Genomic DNA, 281 nt, shown 5'->3' with positions numbered 1-281 from the left:
GTCGCACAGAACGCCTTGACCAAACCAGCGACCCATATTTCAACTACCGCGCAGTGCGATAGCTGTCATACCTCGACCACTACCTGGACTGGCGTCAACTTTAACCATGCCAATGTTTCACCACCTGTCGCAGGTCGCTGTGCTAGCTGTCATAACGGTAGTACCGCAGCGGGGAAATCAGCGACTCATATTCCGACCACTGCCCAATGCGATAGCTGCCACACCAGCGGCTTTAGTACCTGGACCAGTCCGAAGATGAATCATGCGGGAATGGCTGGTAC

1 protein-coding gene is annotated in these 281 nt (G+C 54.4%); it reads left to right on the top strand.

Features of this window, described 5'->3' with window-relative positions; genetic code table 11:
- A partial coding sequence (locus ACO0KW_RS20425) for a cytochrome c3 family protein (RefSeq protein ID WP_423055182.1) occupies positions 1-281 on the top strand: 281 nt, incomplete at both ends.

This window comes from Undibacterium sp. Ji22W (genome assembly GCF_049340305.1).
Taxonomy (GTDB): Bacteria; Pseudomonadota; Gammaproteobacteria; order Burkholderiales; family Burkholderiaceae_D; genus Undibacterium.
This window is presented reverse-complemented; position numbering and strand designations above follow the sequence as displayed.